We start from the raw sequence: 17,117 nt of genomic DNA, 5'->3' as shown, positions 1-17,117 counted from the left end.
AGCTTCACGAGCCATCCGGTCCGGCGTCCTACGGAGACGCTACGGGCGGCCAACCCGACGTGCTCCGCTACCGGCACATACAAGTCGGAAGCTTCACTGAGAATGCTCGACATGGTGTTGCTCGCAGCCGAAGAGGACAACCTGCTGGACATGGTCATCGGAGTGCGCTCACAGCGTGCCGTGGTTCTGGCTCATATGGGCGACATCGCCGGAGCCCGCACGGAAATCGACATACTGTCCCAGTACGACCTCACCCGTAACCAGAGCGATGACATCCGGCACCAGAGCCAGCTCATCGAAGAGATCGCCAGCCGACAGCCTCCTGCCTGAAGCGATCTCTCGCACACGACAGCGACGTCACTCGCTCGGTAACGCTCCCCAACTGTTGTGCCTGGGTTCCGCTGTGGCAGCCGCTCACACCACGTCTGCCGCCAGCCGGCACCAGCCTGGTCAACTCATGCCGCTGAGGCTCTCAAGCCACTAACGCCCGCTCGCTGCCGCCACAGCACCCACTCACACCGGTACGTGGCGTGGTACGAGAGGGTCAGCCGGGCCTGGTGATGGATGACACGTTATAAACAGCCTCCGTTGCCATGACCACGGCAGTACGGTGGCCCTCCAGCGCGAAGCATCAGGGAGCAACTGCTGTGATTCCTCCGGAGTTTGCTAATGACGTAGCCAGCGGAGCGGCGGGCACGCTGATCGGCGGAGCCCTCACTGGCGGAGCTATCTGGTTTCGTACGAAGATCCGCGAGCTCGCACGGCGCGGCACGGCCGCCGAGCAGGACGCCATGATTGCCGTCCTCGACGACGAGAACGCCACGCCGGAGGAGCTCACGCACCGCCTGACTCCGCTGATTGAGGCGCATCTCAGGAGCCACTCCGCGGCGGTCAGCGAGTTCAAGGCCCTGGCCCTCACTGGTCCCACGATCTACAACCAGACCAACAGCGGCAGCGGCGTGTTCATCGGCGGAGACAACCACGGCGGCCTGACTATCAACCCGGGCGGGCCCGCCGCGTGAACGAGCACTCGCCCGAGGAGAAGAAGGTCGTCAACCAGACGAACAGCGGACCAGGCACCTTCGTGGGCGGCAACGTCTTCGGGCACGTCTACAACTTGTTCGTGCCCGCAGAGCGCCGACGTCGGTCCGCTGCCCCGGAGGGGCAGGGCAGTCGTGGCGTGCCCGATGACGATTACGACGACATCTTCTTCAATCTGCTAGGGGCCGTGTTCCTGGGCGGTACCTTCGCGACTGGGGTCGGCTACTGCGTCCGGGGACTGCCCCTCTCCAGTGGCTCTCCGGCTCCCGAGCTTCTGGAGAGGTGGGTAGCCGGAATCCTGTGCGTCGCGGCCTTCTTCGCGTGCGCCGCAGCGTTCCTGGCGCGAGTCGCGCAGGGTCTCGAGTTGTGGGCGGAGCGATGTGCCGACATTACTACGGAGACGCAGATACGGATTCTGGCTTATCTGCCTGCCGGCATGACACGGGCCCTAGCGACGTTTACTGCTGCAGCAGCGATGGCGGCCGCGCTCCTCGCCGTGTTCTACGCCTGGGGTGGATTTGGCACCAGCGTTCAGGAGCGGGCGAACATCGCACGCGACAACGCCGCCGTGCAGGCTGCCCGTGCCCGTGCGGCAATGCAGCGGTAGGAACGCACGTCAGGCGAGAAGGCGGGGCCGCTCCTCATCGGCACCGCCACTGGCTTCAGGGGCCGCCGCAGAGCCGGGGCGTCACGGCGGGCTCCAAGCACTCCCCGGGCTCGCAGCTCGTCCAGGTCGGAGATGCGCACGCCGGGTGGTGCGTCAAGGAGATTGACCTGGATAGCACGGATGCTGCGCGCGGAAGCCTCGAGGCCAGTGCCCAAGGCACGACGGGCGGTCACCTAATCCGGTGAAAGCAAGGCGCCGTCAGCGTGAGCCTTCCCCGCAAGCGTCCTATGACGCTGAGTAACAGCAAGCATTGATCGTGTGGCACGCCGAAATCAGAGTGATACCCGGGACCACAATTATCAAGAACAACGTCGTCCCCAAGAAACCCGCGTTGTTCGAGCTCCCTAGCTCCCTGGCTGCTGCTGTAGCTGCCGCGACCGAGAGATCGGCAGTGGCCTGCGCGAACGCATGGAATCGGACATAGTGAAGCGTTCGACACCACGTTCGAAGTGTCGTTGAGACAATGGCAGGGCAGTCGGTTTGCCGTTTCGGGGGATGTGGAACTGTGGCACAGCAGCGCAAGGGCTATTACAGAGCGGCGCACTACGTGAGGCCTTCGTCGGTCTCTCGCAGCCGGTGGAAGAAGCCGTCCACGGGCGTGCTCGTGGTGGCCGGCGTCTTGGCCATCGCGGCATGGAACACCCTTTTCGGGAGCGACTCTGGCGACGCGGAAGAGAGCCCTCAGCCCCGCCCGGCCGGATCCTCGGCCCCAGCCACCCCCGGTCAGTGATCGCGCCTGCGCCAGAGGGCGGAGAACCGTCGCCGCGTCTTGCCGGGCGCAGCGGGGGCGGTGCCGCCGTCGGGTGCGTCGATGGGCGCCTTTTGCGCGGCGGCCGGGTTCCGGCGTAGTTCCTGCCAGGTGTCGTGCCACTGCTGGATCTGGTCCTCGGGGACGCCGCAGGCGGTCAGGTAGGCGGCTGTGGTGCCCCAGGTGGTGGGGAGCGTGTCGCGGTTAATCAGTTTGCTGATGGTGCCGGTGGAGATTTGGCCGGCGGAGCGGCGGCTGACCTCTTGCTGGGTCAGGCCACTGGCTCTCCGTACGTCAGCGAGGTGGGTGAGGAAGCCGGTGACGGTGCGGATGGAAAACGGGTCGGGCCATGGCCGCCGGTCCGGCTCGGGGCCGACTGTGGCAGTGACCGGAGCGGCGGGAAGGTCCGCGTGGTTGCGTCCCAGCGCCATCTGGGCGCCGCTGTTGCGATTCCTGGCCTGGGGAATGGGGCGGGCTTGTGCTTCCAGAGTTGTGCGCAGGTGCCGGTAGATGCTGTTCAGATCGAGCAGTGGCGGGCCGCCGGGGATGCCGTGGCGCAGTATGTCGAGAAGGGCGCCGGTGAAGGCCGTGTGGGGCTCTCCGACGGGTGCCAGGGCGGTGCGGGTCTCGGCGGACGCCGCGAGAAGGAAGGTTCCTTCCACTGCGGCCTGGTCGGCGAGCTCGGGTGTGGCGCTCATCCTGCCGAGCGCGAGGCCGCTGTAGCAGCAGTCGAGGATGACGACATGGCGCTGGGCGCGGGAGTTCAAAAGGATCTGGCGCAGCCAGTCGTAGTTCAGGCTGGTCTCGACATGGTCCGGCTGGGTGTGCGGCAGCGTCAGAACGAGTGTGTCTTGGGCGTCGATTAGGCCGTGGCCGGCGTAGTAGACGAGCAGCGTGTCTGTGGCTTCAGCGGCCGCCTGGCGCAGCGGCTCCATCACCGTGCCCGGGTCCGCGGGGTTCTCGACGACGGTTACGTGCGAGGTGGGCAGGCGCAGGGACAGCGGGCCGCTCAGGAGATCGGTCAGCGCGGTCAGATTGTTCGAGACGGCCGGCAGTTGTTCCAGGTGGTCGTAGCGGCTCGTGCCGATCAGGACCGCCCGCGAGACCCCCGGGTCGGGCAGGACACTCACGTGTCCCGGTCCTCATCCGTGGCGGCGTCCAGCGCTCTGGCGGCCCGCTCGATCTCCTCGGGCGAGCAGTCAGTCAGGACGACCACCGTGTCACCACGGCGTATCTCCACCCGCGGCCGCTGTGGCCGGGTCCGCCGCCACGCCACCAACGCCATCACAAACGACGCCGCGCTCCACCCGTTGTCCGTCACCAACTGCAGCACATCCAGCGCCGTGCCCATCTCCCCCGGCCGCGGCGTACTCCCCCGCGCCTCAACCACAGCGAACCGGCGCACATCCGGATCCGACCGCAACCAGCCCTGCAACGAGCGCAGCTCCCCCGCACCCGACTCCAGACGCACTTCCACCCGCATCCAGACCCCCTCCAACCCGCACATCCGCCACCACCGACGGCTAACGTCCCCTACCCATCCGGCACCTCACGGCACACTCCGAAGGATCGATGCGAGGGTGCTGGCCGGGTGGCTGACTGTGGACACGAGGACGGACTCTGGCCGAAGCGGGCATCCCAGGTACGGCTCGTCAACAGCAGCCGCATAACCCCAACGACAGGAGTGGAGTGGAGGGCGTCGCGTCGAGAAACTCGCCGTGTGAGCGAAATCGTGGTCCCTGTGACCGCTACCAGGGTTCGGGGCCAGGCCGCTTGGGGCGCATGCGCTCCTGGGCCGTAGCGAGATCGGCGACCACGGCCACGAGTTTCCAACGCTCACCGTCCCAGCGCAGCACCGCGCGGGGCGCATCGGGGACGAGGTGGGCGGCGCGGGGCGGACCCGGCACGAGAGTGACCGCGCGCATCCGGCCGGGCTGGTAGGTGCGCTGCAGCAACCGCTGCCCGAACCGCTCCTCGCTCGCCTTACTCATCCTCACCCTCGTCTCCGTCTTGGTCGTCGTCGGGATCCTCGATGGGCATCTGGCCGATGTTTTCCAGTTCCTCCTCGGTCAGTGCCCCGTCCTTGTCGGCGTCCTCACGCCCCATACCGGCAGTCTCCTGCGCCCATGCCAACGCGCCAAGAGCAGACGGCCACCTCCCTGCAGGACTGTGGCCGCGCCGCGCTTCGCCGTCCGCACCGGCGTACAGCGTCACGACGCCGTCCCGCCCGCTTCAACGTCCACAACGTCCACCACAACGACAGCTAGAACAGCTCCAAGGTCAGGTGTTCGCTGTAGTGTCCTTGCTACCGCCCTGCGCGAGAGGGGAACCGATCAGGCGCTCGGGGTGCGCGTAGAAGTCGGCGATCTTTTCCAGCAGCTCTCGCAGTTCCGGGTCGTGTTCGGCGGCGTGGAGGAACGCTGCATGCTTCTCCCGCTGCTCCTGCTCCAACTCCTGTTCCACCGCCTGGACTGCTTCTAGAGCGCGTGCCTCGATGGCCTGCGGTGCTATGCCTCCCACCAAGGTCGGTCCCCCCAGAACTAGATCGAGGGCGCGGCCGGGCAGCCTCCTGATGGCACGACCGATGTACTCCCGGCCCTTCACGGGAGCCGGGGAGATGGCCTGGAAATCGGTGAAGTCGACTTCATCCAGATGCTCCAGAGCGTCCCGTACGTCCTTCAGGAAGGGGTCTTCTTCGCGGGGATCCTGTCCCCGTTCCCGGCGCAAACGGGCATCCCACCGTTCAAGCTGTTGTGCAGCCCACACGAGTTGGTGTTCCTCGGCCCACTGAGTCCGGAAGTTCTTCTCAAGCACCTCCATCGGAGGGCTCCAGTCCTCCATCCGCTCGTAGTTGCGATCGTCCTGGGCCGCTTGACGCCGTATCTGCTGCGCCCGCTCTGCCTGGCGCAGTACCGCCTCGGCCCAGGTGCGCACGAAGAAACGGGCCTGCTCCTCGTTGTCGTTCATGCCTGTGATGCTAGAAGCCTCGCACGCGCTCTTCCTTGCATATGCCGAGTGGCTCCGTTCACGTTCAGTGGCTCTGGCCCACCTCCTGTGGTACGAGGCAGGGACGTCTCTGCCTGCTTTCGGAGGGGGCGTCCGACCTGCACCGCGTCGAGTCGGCTACTGCCGGGCGACCGCGTGTTGACCGGCTGTACAGGAATTGCGCCAGAGCCACTCCTTGGAGATCCCCGACAGAGTCAAGCTATTCTGCGTCGTCGTCGATTTCGAACATGGAACGAAGTACGTCCCGTAGGTCAAGTTCGAGACGCTGAGCGGGGATGGACAAGGGCCGCTGCACTTTACTGCTGACGTTGGTCGCAGTCGCTCGCCACTCCGAGAGGAAGAAGTCGGCTTCCTGACTGCTGTAAACCGTGATCGGATCAAGGTCCACGGTCTCGTGGGGACGAAGGTCCACCGGGGCAAAGCGGATGAGGGTGCGGCCATCCTGCTGCTCGATGTCCGGGGAATGTAGGGACGGCAGATGGTAGGCCGACGGCTGCACTCCGAGCACCCCTTGGTGGACGCCGAGTACAGGGATGGTGCCCTCCCCGTACTTGGCCGGCTGGTGAGGCCAGTCGACCTCTTCCTCTGCGTCGGCCGTGACATGGGCTGTGACGGTGTCGGGGAGGCTCAGCACTACCTGGACCTTCGTGAGGTTGTCTTCGCCAGGGTTGGTCAGCGTGAGGGTTAGAGGCGTGCCTGTGGCGCTAACTGCCTGTGCCAGTGCATGCTGCATGGCGAGGTTGAGGTCGCTCAGGTACTCGTCCACCTCCTGCCGGAATTCTTCCGGGGAGCGGGACTCGCGCCACAGGACTTGGAGTGACCTGAAGTTCCCGAACGGGTTGGAAGCCGCCGCCTTCTTCTCCTCGTCCGCAGCGTCCACCTGCCCCATCATCTCCTCGCGGAGGAAGTCGGTGATCGTTCGGCGGGCGCCCTCGGTCGGGGCCAGCACAGCGACGGCGCCGGTGGTCATGGTGACGTCGACGTTCACGCGCTTCGTTGCTCGGCGGGCGCGGTCCGTGAGGGCGTAGATTTCAGCTGGACGAGCGGGTTCGGTCTTGCCGGCGTACCGGTGGAAGACGGTGCCCGGGCGGTAGCTTTCATATTCCTTGTGCAGGGGGTGGAGAGGGTCGCCCCACCGGGGAGGAGAGACGTCGACGAGCATGACGTGACGCTTCCCCTCATCGGTGTCCACGGGGACGTACGTGAACTGGTAGCGGCTGAACTCGCCCAAGTAGCGCCTCAGCCAGCCATCGACCTTCTCGACATCGTGCGTCAAAACCCCGTGGATCGCTTCTTCATCAACCCCTACCAAGAGGTAGGCGTGACCTCCAACCCACTGCTCTGCCACATCAGGCATCCGGTTGGCGAAGCCGAGGATCGCTTTCGACACGGCGAAGGCTCCCGCCGGCTTCGACACATCGTGCTGGGACTTCCACTCCAGCCAGCGCGTCTCGTCCGCGCTGCTGGCGTCCAGGACGGCGCGGATCAGCTCTCGCTGCCGCGCCAGTCCGACAACCGGTTCGTCCGCGTTGAAGTCCAGGGTCATGGTTGTCCTTCGTGCCAGGTGAACTCCAAGCATGTGGGACCACACCGACAGGCCAGCTCGCCAGCCGGGTAGACCATTCGCGTGGATCGTCTGAAGATCGTAGAGGTCCGCTCACCAGGCGGTCTCAGATTTTCGCCATCAGCGGCCTGTCCGCCCGCTCAATGGCGGCTACCGTCGGCTTCGGCGTAGCGGCCATCGGAGACCGATCCAGGAGCCACGCTGGAGACGCGTGGCCTCTCGATCGGCGGGGATATCAAAGGGCCGCAGCGTCGTCGGACAGTGCGCTTCCAGTTCGGGCCTCCGGGTGTCAGTGGGCGGTGGGGCCAGCCCGATCGGCGTGGAGCCGATCGGGCTGGCCGTTACCCGTGGCACTCAACTGGTTGGGACGGCCTGGTTGTCCCTGTGTTTGATGAGGAGGTCCAGCACCTTGTCGAGCTGGTCCGGCGGCATTTTGTGGATCAGGTGCTGGGCCGCGTATACGCCGTTGTCGTAGGGGAAGCGCTTCGGCTGCTGGTCTTTCTCGCTGGCCGTCGCCTCAGGGGCTGTGGCCTGTACGGGGACGGGCGGCGTGGCCTCTCCTTCCTCATCTTCGGCAGGTGCTGAGAAGCGTTTCAGCTCCGTTGGAGCAACAGCGGCTGTTTTACGGCCGTAAAACTCCTCCGTGTCAGTGTCCTGGTGCTCGACCTTGGCAGGCGGCTTCGGTGAGGCCGTCGGCTGCTTGGCAGCGGCGGTCTTCTTGGCGGCCGCTCGGTCAGCGGACGCTGCCGCCCTGCGGCTCTGCTCGTCTCGCCACCATGCCAGTTGCGCTGTGCTGTCCCAGCCGTTGTCCCGGGCCAGCTTCCCCAGTGCACGCGCAGCGTCGAGTGGCATGTTCTTCTTCCGCACCAGGTCCTGAGCCTCAGGAGCCAGGTGCGTGAGGAGGACACGCTGGGTGACCCATCCGTCGACGCGCTCGAAGTGCTGCGCGACGGCGCGGTTGGAGCCGAACTCGGCGACGAGGGCCTGGACGGCGTAGGCCTCTTCGATGGGATCGAAGTTCTGCCGGTCAACGTTCTCGGAGACGACGGCCTCCATAAACGTTTTGCGGTCCTTGGCAAAGTCGTCGTTGACGACGCAGTCCAGGCCGGGCAGGTCCACGGTGGTGGCGGCGCGGTAGCGGCGCTCACCGCTGACCAGGACGTAGTCGACGTCGCCGATCTTTTTGGCGTGGTCGGGCCAAAGTTTCAGGTAGGCGACGCGGCTGACGGCAGGGCAGGCCTGGTTCTGGCGGCGTGCCAGGCTCTTACCGAGGTCGGTGAGCTGCTCTGGGGTGCCGAAGTCGGTGCGCGGGTTGACCAGGTTGGGGGCGAGCCGGCCGAGCGGGACGCGGTAGAGGCGGCCGTCGGCGCGGGTGTCGACGTACGGGGTGTCGTCGTCACCGAAGAAGTCGTCGAACTCATCGTGCCTGGCAGCCATCTCTAGCGCACCTCCGTGTACTTCTGGCGGCGCAGCTGGTGCTCGAGGGCGAGGGAGACGAAGTCCTGTTTGGCCTTGGTGGAGGCGTGGTTGGACTCGTACTGGGTGCAGAGCCGGCCGTTGGTGATGCCGCGGGTGTGCTGCTTGTAGTGGCGGACGGTGGCGTTGTAGCGGTCCCAGCCGCGGCGCTTGACCAGGTTGATGGTGCGGTCGCGGTCGGCGGTGCCGTCGCGGGGGTCCCAGTTGTTGATGACGACGCCGTAGGGGATCTGCCGGGGCACCAGGACGCGCTCGATCGTGACCCGGGTGGGGGTGAAAGCGGAGCCCTCGGCTTCGAGGGGGACGATGACGTCGTCGGCCACGTCCAGGATGGCGCGCAGCGCGTCGCCGGTGGTGCCGTCGCCGAGCGGGTCGAGGGACTCGTCCGTCTCGTCCTCGCTCGTCAGCGGCATGAAGCCGGGAGTGTCGACGATGATGATGTCGGCCTTCGCGCGGCGCAAGCGGCGCAGCTGGTCGGTGGTATGGCTGGCGTTGACGACACGGAACGGCACGGGGCGCCCGGCCTGGCGGACCTTCTCGGCGTGCTCCACGCTGGTGGCCTGAGGGTCTATCGACACCACCGCCACCGACGGGGCCACCCCCTCGGCCTCGGCGGCTTCCCCGTCAAGGATCTCCGCATAGACGGCGGCGAGGTTGACCGCGATGAGCGACTTACCCACGCCGCCCTTCCGGTTCAACACCACAGTGATATAAGGCATGAACTGCTCTCCGACTACTTCCCAAGAAACCCTGGTACTTCGGATGGACGGGAAGCATCCTCTCAGATGATCACAACGGGCCCGGCCAGACAGGCGGCAGCGCGGGTGGGTTTTACGGCCGTAAAACCCACCCGCCAGCGACACCGGCGTGTGGAGCGCACGAAAGCCCCGTTCCTCGCGATCCGCCACGGAGCGGAGCACCAAGGCGGCGCGAAGAGCAACCACTGCCCCCGCTGGTGGCCGTCCAGCGCGACCACAGCGGACGCAGTCGCGAGTGCTGGCGCGCGGCCGAGAGTGCCGGGGACCTGACCGAGCGCGGCCTGCGAGCGGCCGCCATCACCTGCGGCTACGCCATCGCCCCGGACTCCGCGCCGGCTGGAGCCGTCCGGCGTCCTGCGCCTGGACAAGCTGCAGCGCCTGGCGGCCGCGGACCCGGGCCGGGCGCTGGAGCTGTGCCGCCAGCTCCAGGACGAGCTGGCCCGCATGGAGCAGGACCTCACCGCCCGGACCACCGCGACGGACGCCGCGGAGAGCTGAGCTGCCCGCCGGCACCGGGTCACGGCGCGGCCTGGGCGATCCCGACGAACAGGGCGCCCAGGAACGCGGCCCCCGCCAGGACGACCGTGAACGGCATGGCGAGTGACGGATAGCGGTGGACGAGGTAGCCCAGCGCCCCGAGGAAAAGCACGCTGACGAGGACCAGGAGCAGCACGACGAACAGAACGATGGCGGACACGGTTCCCCCTTGAGGGTCGGGGCACGCGGCTGATCCGCGTGCCGGATGGATGGCGGAGCGTGGGAGCTCCCTGGCCCTTGCGTGCGGGGCAAGCAGCCCGAACAGGACGGCGTCAGAGTCGTGGGTGCAGGGGTTAGCCCCGCAAGCGCCCTCTGACCTGCGCTTTCATCGCCGTTCATGAGCCCGTCACGCGACGGTTCCGGTGGCGCCCCACACTTGGGTTATGGGGGAGCTGTTACGCCTTATCGATCAAGGGAGTCGGTCGCCTGCAGCCCGGCAGGCGACCACACCGTCGTGACGGGCGCATGGCGCCGCTTCCTGAAGACCTGTTACCTGGCCGGTCGCCACGACGGACACCGCCCGGACGTTCGCTTATGTGAGTGACTGCCGGGACGGCCGTCCGGCGAGATGCTGCCCGCGCGTCCGCGCGGGTGCCGGACTGTTCCACGGCCGCCCCGGCACCCCGTGGGCCGAGATGTACTGGCACTGGAGCGCAAGGGATTCCCGCGCCTTGCATCTCGGGTAGGAACCCGGACAGGACGACCGCAGGATGCCGGGAACGGGGGCTAGCGACGCAACACCTTGCCCCGCCCCACGGAAGATCCGAAGTCCACCGCCTCGCGCGCGACACGCGCGCCTTGACAGCCGGACCGGAACCCAGCGCCGGGGCGCTGGAGAACAACTTCTCGAAGAGGAGCTCCCCGGCGCGGCGCGAGGTTGAGAATCGGGCGATGACCGACCGCCGCCCGCTGGGCACCGGACCCACCCCCGCCGATGTGTCCCGCACGCAAGACACCGACCCGCCCGCAGCGCGCGCCCAGCTCGCCGCCGAACGCCTTTCCGTCATCCCGGCCGCCACCGACCCGGCGCCCGCGCACCCGGCCGCCGGGCGCCGCACCCTGGGCGCTGGCCCCAACACCACCGCACGGTGAACACCGGCAGCCGCAGCGAGGGCCGGGGCCCGCCCTCACCCGTGCGTGCGCGTGAAACCGCGCCACGCCCGCCACGGCACGGGCAGCACGCGGTGGCCGACTCCCCGGCCACCCCACCGCCCGGCTACCAGGGCGTACTGGGAAGTGGGGTGGGCATCACCACCGGCCCCTGCGTGCGCGCGGAGCCGTCCGGCAGGAGCCGCAGTCCGATCCCAGGACGTCATGGCTGTGGCGGGAGCAGACCGGCCCCCGACCATGACGGGCGAGCAGTCCTCCATAGAATCGAATACATGACCGATTCCCGTCCACCGTCCCGCCTCGAACTACTCGGCTTCGCCGAACGCGTCGCCGAGCAGCAGCTGGCGCAGGTACGCCGGTGGAAGGCGGCCGAGGAACGGCGGGCGGCGGAGCGGGAACGGGGCGTGGCGGCGCGGCCGGCAGTGCCGGAGTGGACGGTGGAGCGCAGCCTGGGCGGGCGCGCGTCGGCGGTGTATGTGCACGCGGGCGGCTGCCACATGGCCGGCAAGCGGGCGAAAGGCGTGCCGCGGGAGGCGGCGGTGCGAGCCTTGGCGGAGGGCGTGGAAGCCTGCCCGCACTGCCGCCCGGACACCGCACTGGGCGTCCTGGAGTAGCGCGGCGGGCGCCTTTGCCTGCGGGGCTCGCGGGGCACAGCCACACCGGGCAAGGTGGGCCGGCCGATACCGGGACGGGCTGTCCGTGCCGGGGGTTCGGGCGTACGCTGCGAGTAGTCCGTGAACTGCCGGCCGTCCGTTGCTACGGCGCCGCGGTCCGACGATCACTCGGGGCCCAAGGGGCGTCCCTACGTCAGCGGCTGTCCTTCTGCGGGATCCGTTGAGCCCGCGTCTTCGGCATCGTTCGAGGAACCGCCGCGGCGCCCAGTCCGTCACCCGGTCGCCCCCGCTTCCCCGGCAGTGCACGGTTTTCAGGGAAGTGCGATCATGTCCGACCACTTCATCGACGACCTCATGTTCATCACACCCCTGGGCCACGCGCCCGGCATCAGGCTCTTCGGCCAGATCACAGCCGCCCACAAAAGCCCCGTGACCCTCGCTCTGCTGCACTGCCACGGACAGCACCAGGACACCACCGACGTGACCGTCGACCTCACCGGCGTCCTCTACCTCTCCCAGGACGCGCTGCAAGCCCTGCTCGACGTCGCCCGCGCCCTGCCGCCGCCCCTCCGCCTGACCCTGCGGGCACGCCCCGAACTCGGCCTCCCCCAACGGCTCACCACCCACGGCTGGCAGGAGACGGACAACCTCCGCATCAGCGACGCCTGAACCTGTGCCCCTCGGGCCGCGGAAGGCCACAGGGGCACACGTCGCGCGCTCCCGCTCACCTGGCGACGCTCGAGAAGCTCTGGAGCGTGCTGGACCGTCAAGCCCCGGCAGCGCGCCCAGCTCACCGCGATGCGCCTCTCCGCCGTCCCGGCCGCCACCGAACCGGCGCCCGCACTTCCGGCCGGACGCCGCACCCTGGGCGCCGGCCCCGCCCCGGACGCCGGACCATGACAGCCGGACACGGCCGGACCCCAGCAGCCGCGTCTACTGATCGGGGTGGACGGCCCTCACGCCGGTCCCCTCGTACACCCCGGGCGTCAGGGTTAGCAGGAAGCGGCCCGCGGGGAACTCCGCCGAGGGCCGGGCGGCGTGGATGGCATGCACGGCCGCCCAAGAATGCCCGGCGTGCAGCATCCCGGTCGCAGCGAGGGCGGCCGCGGTGTCGAACGCCTCCAGCCGAATGAAGCGCAGACCGTTGATGTAGGCGAGCAGGCCCGGCCGTTCGGTGTCGCCGGCGGTCAGAGACAGGACGGGGGCGTAGAGGGTGCCCAGACCGCCGGAGGCCTGGACATAGAAGGCGGCCACGGCCTCGTTGTGCGGGTCCTTGGGGTCGTACAGGGCGGTGGCCGTGGTGTGATCCAGAACCACGGCGATAGAGGTGGTCACTATGCGGCCGCCGGGTCCTGGCCGGCGCCCAGGCGCTGAAGCAGGCCGCGGGCCTTCGTCTCGGCCTCTTCGCTGGGCGCGGTGCCCAGGAGCGAGGCGAGCTCGGCGCGGGCCTGCGCGGCGCGCGCCTTGTACTCCGCCTGGGTCGGCCGGCCCTCCGCGAGCTCTTCCACGAGGTGGCGAATCGTAGTGCCGTGCTCGGCCGCGAGGGCGGCCAGCCGGTCACGCGTAGCCGCGCTCACCTTAATGCTCGTCTCGTCTGCCACACCCCCGACTCTACTGCCGGTAGAGGGATAGGGGAAGCCGTCCGCAAAAACTCAAGGCACGTCGTCGAAAAGCGAGGCGGAAGTATCACTCGTGTGGGTGATGGCGTTCATGAGAGGGAGAGAGAGAAGGCTCTGCGAAAAATGCTTGAAGGACACTCAAGGGACCGGTCGGGTAGCGCGACCGGTCCCGCGCCGTGAGACAACGAGGCGCCACATTCTCCTCATCCAACGAGATCGCCGATCGCGTTCCACAGCCAAGCCAAGGTTTTTCAGCACTCTGCTTTCGCCATGCCGGTCATCCAGCTCGCGGAAAATGGCGGCGGCCTGGGTGTGGGCGTCGATCGCCCCCTCTAACCGCCGCACCTCACGCAGCGCAGTACCAAGATTGTCCAGCGCCTGCGCTTCGCCGTACCGGTCATCCAGCTCACGGCAGATAGCCACATCCTCGGTGTAGGCATCGATCGCCTCCTCGAACCGCCGCACCTCCCCCAACGCAAGGCCGAGATTGTTCAGCGCTTTTCCTTCGCCGTGCCGGTCGTCCAGCTCGCGAAAAACGGTGACGGCCTGGGTGAGGGCATCGATCGCCTCCTCGAACCGCCGCACCTCCCCCAACGCAAGGCCGAGATTGTTCAGCGCTTTTCCTTCGCCGTGCCGGTCGTCCAGCTCGCGAAAAACGGTGACGGCCTGGGTGAGGGCGTCGATCGCCTCCTCGAACCGCCGCACCTCCCTCAACGCACTACCGAGATTATTTAGCGCTTCTGCTTCGCCATACCGGTCATCCAGCTCACGATAGATAGCCACACCCTCGGTGTGGGCGTCGATCGCCCCCTCTAACCGCCGCACCTCCTGCAGCGCAATACCGAGATTGTCCAGCGCCTGCGCTTCGCCGTACCGGTCATCCAGCTCACGGCAGATAGCCACATCCTCGGTGTGGGCGTCGATCGCCTCCTCGAACCGCCGCACCTTCCAGAACGCAAGGCCGAGATTGTTCAGCGCTTTTCCTTCGTTGTGCCGGTCGTCCAGCTCGCGAAAAACGGTGACGGCTTCAGTGTGGGCGTCGATCGCCTCCTCGAACCGCCACGCCTTCCGCAGCGCAAGGCCGAGATTATTCAGCGCCCGGGCTGCGCCATGCCGGTCGTCCAGCTCGCGAAAAACGGTGACGGCTTCAGTGTGGGCGTCGATCGCCTCCTCGAACCGCCGCACCTTCCGCAGCGCAAGGCCGAGATTATTCAGCGCCCGGGCTCCACCGTGCCGGTTACCCAGCTCACGCTCGGCAGCGAGGGCGTGCTCGGCAAGGGTGAGGGCATCGGTGAAGTAGCGGCGCCATAGCAAGTACGCCGTCAAAATGCCTACCGCAGGCGAAGCGAAAGCCGGGCTGATGACGGCGGCAAGGGTGACGGCGGCAAGAAGGTTGCTCCGCTCCATGTCCAACCAGGCCAGTGCCTCCGTACGGCCTGCGAAACGGGCGGGCACCGCTTCACCGGTGAGAGCCCACAGATGGTTGTCAGCCGCCTCCGCGGTCGTCAGGTAGTGCCGCAGTAGGCGCGCCAGGTATTCCTGGCGCTCTTGGGTATCGTCGATTTTCTGATGCTGGTGGGTGGCGTAGAGGCGGATCAGGTCATGCAAGCGCCAGCGGTCGCCGCCTACGGGCTGTTCGGTCAGCAGACCGGCCCGGGCCAGGGCCGCCAGCACCGGGCGGGCGGGGGCGCCGTCGTTGAGGACGGTGGCAGCCTCGGTGGAGATATCCGGGCCCGGGTTGCAGGACAGTCGACGCAGCAGACGGGCCGGGTCGGGCGGCAGGCGCTGGTAGGAAAGGTCGAAGGCGGCCCGCACCGCCAGCGAGTGGCCGTCCTGGTCGTCGTAGTGCAGGGCAGCGAGCCGGGTGTGCTCGGCGCTCAGCTGGTCGGCCAGGGCCGCTAGGGGCAGGCCGGGGTCGGCGGTGAGCAGGGCGGCGGCGATCACCAGGGCAAGCGGCAGCCGCCCGCAGCTAGCGGCGATTTCGGCCAGGGCGGCCGGGTCCCGGGCGGGACGCGGGTCGTCGGGGTTGGTACGGATGAGGGCAGCAGCGATCAGGGCAGCGGCCGGGTCCGGATCGAGCTCGTCCAGCCGCAGGTGGCGGGCTGCCAGGGCAACGGGGTCCAGGCTGTGCCGGGAGGTGATCAACAGCCGGTGGAGACGGGAGCCGACCAGCAGCGGCAGCACCTGCCCGGTGTCGCCGGCGTCGTCGGCGACGATCAGTACTGGCTCACCCCGCTGAGCACGAGAGGCCAGCTCCGCCTGATACAAGGCTCGTTGCTCATCGAGGGTGGCAGGCAGCTTCTCGTCCGTGACGCCCAGGCCGCGCAGCAGCGTACCCACCGCCCGGTCGGGCTCGAGGCGCCGGGCAGGGTCGTAGCCGTGCAGGGTCAGAAACAGGGCACCGCCCGGGAACCAGCCGCGCGTCACCGCCTCGTGGGCCACATGCAAGACCAGGGCGGTCTTACCGCTCCCGGCCAGCCCCGCCACCACCGCCGCAGATGTTCCCGGCGCTGTGGGATCGAGTAGGTCCAACAGCTGGTCGGTCTGCTCCTTGCGGCCCACCAGGTGCGCCGGGGGCGGCGGCAGAGTGGTCAGCGCCCGCCTCTCCGGCTCCTTCGCCGTCTCGTAGTAGTCGCCCCCGACCTGAAGGATGCGGCTGTCCCCGGAGGCTTGGGCCCGCAGCTCCCGCCGCGGTCCGGCGCCCTGGCCTATGTCGCCGGTCACGGGGTGCCGGGGCCGCTGGTGTAGTCGTCGCCGCCGGTCTGCCGGATCTGACCGTGCCCGGACGCGTCCGCATCCAGCCGCACGTCGCGCGGCGCCGCCCGGCCCGGCCCGCCGGGCCTGCCGCGGTGGCCGCCTGCCTGGTCCACCCGCGCCTGGTCGGTTACCCGCGCCCGCAGGCTGCGCCCGTCCTGCGGTTGCCGGGCGGGCGCCTCACGCCCGGCCCACCAGCTGACCGCCGCCCCGACCGCACCAGCCACTACCGCGGCGAACGCGGCCGCCACCCCCCACCGCTCCGCCTCTCCTTCAGGCAGCCAGCCCCACGACACCGACCGCGTCAGCCACAGGAACATCCCGAACGTGACTCCTGCCGCGACCACCGCCACCAGCCACCGCACCCACCGCACCAACTCAGCGCTCCTCTCGGCAAGATGCGACCAGATTGCCACCGGAACCGGCTCATTATCGGTAGTTACGTGTGAAGAGAGCGATAGGTGGGTGCTGCGGCTACAAGTCGAATGCCACGTGCTCGACGTCGGTGAACTCGACTTCCAGGCCGTGGGCGCGGCGGCCGCCGTCGCGGAAGTACATCTCGCCGAGGCCTTCGGCGGTGATGTCGCGCAGCTGCTGCTCGCTGGCGCCGGCGGCCTGGGCGTCGAAGAGGCGGGCGGCGTGGTGCGGGGGCAGGGCGATGGTGAGGTGCCGGACGCGCGCGTCGTCGCTGCTGCCGGGGGCGGCGGTGAAGCCGAACCGGGCCCGGGTGTCGATGACCACGCCGGTGGTGGTCGCGGCCTGCCGCCGGGCCTGAGCGCGGATGCGGGGCTGCCAGCGGGCGCGGACGGCGTCCTCCAGGCGCTGGGCGAGGTCGGCGCGCGGGCGTCTGATCTGGTCCTTCACGTACCGCTCCACGGTGCGCTGCGAGACACCGAGTGCGTCGGCGACGGTGCGGGTGCTGCCGAGCTGTTTGACCAGGTAGCGCATCTGGGCGCCGGCGGACTTGGGGATGGGGCGGGTGAACGCCTGCTGCACGGCGCGTTCCAGGCCGTCTCCGACTATGCCCATCGGGGCCTTCCCTTCGTGATCGTCTGTACGGGCCGCTGAGCGCCTTAGCGATCATTCGGCGGGGGTTTTCCCGCCGGGGCGGTGATCGTCGGCGAGAGGGGCGCTCAGCGGCTTTCTCAGGTACGGGAGTGGCGGCGGTCTTGTAGGGTCTCGCCGCTCGTGGCACAGGCCGTGCCCGTCGACCTGCGGTTCTT

General features: G+C 68.4%; 20 protein-coding genes. 6 read left to right on the top strand and 14 right to left on the bottom strand.

The annotated features are described in order from the left end of the window. The 3 genes from IEZ04_RS33790 to IEZ04_RS33780 all read left to right on the top strand — a co-directional run. Positions 1-330: hypothetical protein (locus IEZ04_RS33790; RefSeq protein WP_229821482.1), on the top strand; the 330-nt coding region annotated here is incomplete at its 5' end. Between the two features lie 317 nt (positions 331-647). Next, positions 648-1,022 (top strand): hypothetical protein, encoded by a 375-nt coding sequence (locus IEZ04_RS33785; RefSeq protein WP_189220821.1) that lies wholly within the window; start codon positions 648-650, stop codon positions 1,020-1,022. Further along, entirely contained in the window at positions 1,019-1,648 is a 630-nt protein-coding gene (locus IEZ04_RS33780) for a hypothetical protein (RefSeq protein ID WP_189220820.1), read from the top strand. Before IEZ04_RS33785 ends, IEZ04_RS33780 begins: the two co-directional genes overlap by 4 nt. Positions 1,649-2,431: 783 nt before the next feature. Here IEZ04_RS33780 and IEZ04_RS33775 read toward each other — a convergent pair. From IEZ04_RS33775 to IEZ04_RS33735, 9 genes are all read right to left on the bottom strand, one after another. Next, complete coding sequence (locus IEZ04_RS33775; RefSeq protein WP_189220819.1) at positions 2,432-3,586, bottom strand: caspase, EACC1-associated type; 1,155 nt, start codon at positions 3,584-3,586, stop codon at positions 2,432-2,434. Continuing rightward, positions 3,583-3,939: an effector-associated constant component EACC1 gene (locus tag IEZ04_RS33770; protein WP_189220818.1), complete on the bottom strand. Its 357-nt coding sequence runs from the start codon at positions 3,937-3,939 to the stop codon at positions 3,583-3,585. The genes IEZ04_RS33775 and IEZ04_RS33770 overlap by 4 nt, the downstream gene beginning before the upstream one ends. Before the next feature lie 265 nt (positions 3,940-4,204). Next, on the bottom strand, positions 4,205-4,447 hold the full coding sequence (locus tag IEZ04_RS33765; RefSeq protein WP_189220817.1) for a DUF6087 family protein: 243 nt from the start codon (positions 4,445-4,447) through the stop codon (positions 4,205-4,207). Beyond that, on the bottom strand, positions 4,440-4,670 hold the full coding sequence (locus IEZ04_RS33760) for a hypothetical protein (RefSeq protein ID WP_189220816.1): 231 nt from the start codon (positions 4,668-4,670) through the stop codon (positions 4,440-4,442). The genes IEZ04_RS33765 and IEZ04_RS33760 overlap by 8 nt, the downstream gene beginning before the upstream one ends. A 66-nt stretch (positions 4,671-4,736) precedes the next feature. Beyond that, positions 4,737-5,423 carry a hypothetical protein gene (locus IEZ04_RS33755; protein WP_189220815.1) on the bottom strand — a complete coding sequence of 229 codons (687 nt, stop codon included), beginning with the start codon at positions 5,421-5,423 and terminating at the stop codon, positions 4,737-4,739. Between the two features lie 238 nt (positions 5,424-5,661). Further along, positions 5,662-7,008, bottom strand: a complete 1,347-nt coding sequence (locus IEZ04_RS33750; protein ID WP_189220812.1) for a hypothetical protein — start codon at positions 7,006-7,008, stop codon at positions 5,662-5,664. Between the two features lie 372 nt (positions 7,009-7,380). Further along, positions 7,381-8,463, bottom strand: a complete 1,083-nt coding sequence (locus tag IEZ04_RS33745; RefSeq protein ID WP_189220810.1) for a ParB/RepB/Spo0J family partition protein — start codon at positions 8,461-8,463, stop codon at positions 7,381-7,383. A 2-nt stretch (positions 8,464-8,465) separates the two neighbouring features. Continuing rightward, positions 8,466-9,182, bottom strand: coding sequence for a P-loop NTPase family protein (locus tag IEZ04_RS33740; protein ID WP_189220808.1), 717 nt, complete (start codon positions 9,180-9,182; stop codon positions 8,466-8,468). A 595-nt stretch (positions 9,183-9,777) separates the two neighbouring features. Next, positions 9,778-9,957: a hypothetical protein gene (locus IEZ04_RS33735; protein WP_189220806.1), complete on the bottom strand. Its 180-nt coding sequence runs from the start codon at positions 9,955-9,957 to the stop codon at positions 9,778-9,780. A gap of 731 nt (positions 9,958-10,688) precedes the next feature. Here IEZ04_RS33735 and IEZ04_RS33730 point away from each other — a divergent pair. The 3 genes from IEZ04_RS33730 (at position 10,689) to IEZ04_RS33720 (ending at position 12,190) form a co-directional block, all read left to right on the top strand. Beyond that, positions 10,689-10,889 carry a hypothetical protein gene (locus IEZ04_RS33730; RefSeq protein WP_189220803.1) on the top strand — a complete coding sequence of 67 codons (201 nt, stop codon included), beginning with the start codon at positions 10,689-10,691 and terminating at the stop codon, positions 10,887-10,889. Positions 10,890-11,179: 290 nt separating this feature from the next. Next, positions 11,180-11,521, top strand: coding sequence for a DUF6233 domain-containing protein (locus IEZ04_RS33725; protein WP_189220801.1), 342 nt, complete (start codon positions 11,180-11,182; stop codon positions 11,519-11,521). A gap of 327 nt (positions 11,522-11,848) precedes the next feature. Continuing rightward, positions 11,849-12,190, top strand: coding sequence for a hypothetical protein (locus IEZ04_RS33720; protein WP_189220799.1), 342 nt, complete (start codon positions 11,849-11,851; stop codon positions 12,188-12,190). A gap of 264 nt (positions 12,191-12,454) precedes the next feature. On the opposite strand, the gene IEZ04_RS33715 is transcribed toward IEZ04_RS33720, so the two are convergent. From IEZ04_RS33715 to tpg, 5 genes are all read right to left on the bottom strand, one after another. Beyond that, on the bottom strand, positions 12,455-12,844 hold the full coding sequence (locus IEZ04_RS33715) for a PIN domain-containing protein (RefSeq protein ID WP_229821483.1): 390 nt from the start codon (positions 12,842-12,844) through the stop codon (positions 12,455-12,457). Positions 12,845-12,855: 11 nt separating this feature from the next. After that, complete coding sequence (locus IEZ04_RS33710) at positions 12,856-13,029, bottom strand: hypothetical protein (RefSeq protein ID WP_229821481.1); 174 nt, start codon at positions 13,027-13,029, stop codon at positions 12,856-12,858. A gap of 249 nt (positions 13,030-13,278) precedes the next feature. Continuing rightward, the gene (locus IEZ04_RS33705; protein ID WP_189220794.1) at positions 13,279-15,864 is read right to left on the bottom strand and encodes a tetratricopeptide repeat protein; all 2,586 of its coding nucleotides are present in this window, start codon (positions 15,862-15,864) and stop codon (positions 13,279-13,281) included. Beyond that, positions 15,861-16,268 carry a hypothetical protein gene (locus tag IEZ04_RS33700; RefSeq protein ID WP_189220792.1) on the bottom strand — a complete coding sequence of 136 codons (408 nt, stop codon included), beginning with the start codon at positions 16,266-16,268 and terminating at the stop codon, positions 15,861-15,863. The genes IEZ04_RS33705 and IEZ04_RS33700 overlap by 4 nt, the downstream gene beginning before the upstream one ends. 100 nt (positions 16,269-16,368) lie before the next feature. Further along, entirely contained in the window at positions 16,369-16,923 is a 555-nt protein-coding gene (tpg, locus tag IEZ04_RS33695; protein ID WP_189220790.1) for a telomere-protecting terminal protein Tpg, read from the bottom strand. Between the last annotated feature and the right edge of the window lie 194 nt (positions 16,924-17,117).

The sequence above is a fragment of the Streptomyces ruber genome, from assembly GCF_014648075.1.
GTDB lineage: Bacteria > Actinomycetota > Actinomycetes > Streptomycetales > Streptomycetaceae > Streptomyces > Streptomyces ruber.
This window is presented reverse-complemented; position numbering and strand designations above follow the sequence as displayed.

What these genes read in the sequence shown, in the direction of transcription:
- IEZ04_RS33770 (WP_189220818.1), bottom strand. Translation starts at nt 3,939, where the DNA reads ATGCGGGTGGAAGTGCGTCTGGAGTCGGGTGCGGGGGAGCTGCGCTCG.
- IEZ04_RS33765 (WP_189220817.1), bottom strand. Translation starts at nt 4,447, where the DNA reads ATGAGTAAGGCGAGCGAGGAGCGGTTCGGGCAGCGGTTGCTGCAGCGC.
- IEZ04_RS33755 (WP_189220815.1), bottom strand. Translation starts at nt 5,423, where the DNA reads ATGAACGACAACGAGGAGCAGGCCCGTTTCTTCGTGCGCACCTGGGCC.
- IEZ04_RS33750 (WP_189220812.1), bottom strand. Translation starts at nt 7,008, where the DNA reads ATGACCCTGGACTTCAACGCGGACGAACCGGTTGTCGGACTGGCGCGG.
- IEZ04_RS33745 (WP_189220810.1), bottom strand. Translation starts at nt 8,463, where the DNA reads ATGGCTGCCAGGCACGATGAGTTCGACGACTTCTTCGGTGACGACGAC.
- IEZ04_RS33730 (WP_189220803.1), top strand. Translation starts at nt 10,689, where the DNA reads ATGACCGACCGCCGCCCGCTGGGCACCGGACCCACCCCCGCCGATGTG.
- IEZ04_RS33725 (WP_189220801.1), top strand. Translation starts at nt 11,180, where the DNA reads ATGACCGATTCCCGTCCACCGTCCCGCCTCGAACTACTCGGCTTCGCC.
- IEZ04_RS33720 (WP_189220799.1), top strand. Translation starts at nt 11,849, where the DNA reads ATGTCCGACCACTTCATCGACGACCTCATGTTCATCACACCCCTGGGC.
- tpg (WP_189220790.1), bottom strand. Translation starts at nt 16,923, where the DNA reads ATGGGCATAGTCGGAGACGGCCTGGAACGCGCCGTGCAGCAGGCGTTC.